Raw genomic sequence first — 594 nt, 5'->3', positions numbered from 1 at the left:
ACTTTTTGCTTCACCTTGCAAACACAGTTTATCCCCAATCATGCATAATAAATCTTTTGAAAAACTATCATTAGATTATGTATATTTAGCTTTTGAAGTAGATAAAAATAATTTAAAAGAAGCGGTAGCCTCTATAAAAACKCTTAATATGAGAGGYGTTAATTTATCTATGCCAAATAAAAAAGAAGTTATACAGTATTTGGATAATATTTCAGAATCTGCAAGACTCTCTCAAAGCGTAAACACTATAGTTAATGATAATGGAGTTTTAACAGGTYATTCTACAGATGGAAAAGGTTTTATAAAAKCGCTTGAAGAAGAAAATGTTAATATAAAAAATAGCGATRTTACAATACTTGGCATTGGAGGAGCTTCTATTTCTATAATTACAGAGTTTGCTCTTTACGGTGTAAAAGAAATATCTGTTTTTAAAAGAGATAATAATTGGACTGAACAAAAAAAGATAATAGACAATATTCAAGATAAAACTAATTGCAAAATAGAGCTTTATACTTTGGATAATAAAAAAGAATTAAAAAAACAAATAGACAAAAGTAAATTATTAATTAATGCTACAAGTGTTGGTATGAAAGA

Annotated in this window: 1 protein-coding gene; it reads left to right on the top strand. The window is 26.5% G+C overall.

Annotated elements, in window-relative coordinates:
- A partial coding sequence (locus GQX97_RS14075; protein ID WP_157152352.1) for a quinate/shikimate dehydrogenase occupies positions 1–594 on the top strand: 594 nt, incomplete at both ends.

Origin of the sequence: Brachyspira sp. SAP_772, assembly GCF_009755885.1 — a bacterium.
Classification (GTDB): Bacteria; Spirochaetota; Brachyspiria; order Brachyspirales; family Brachyspiraceae; genus Brachyspira.
Note: the sequence above shows the minus strand (reverse complement) of the source record. Positions and strands in the feature narration are given on the sequence as shown.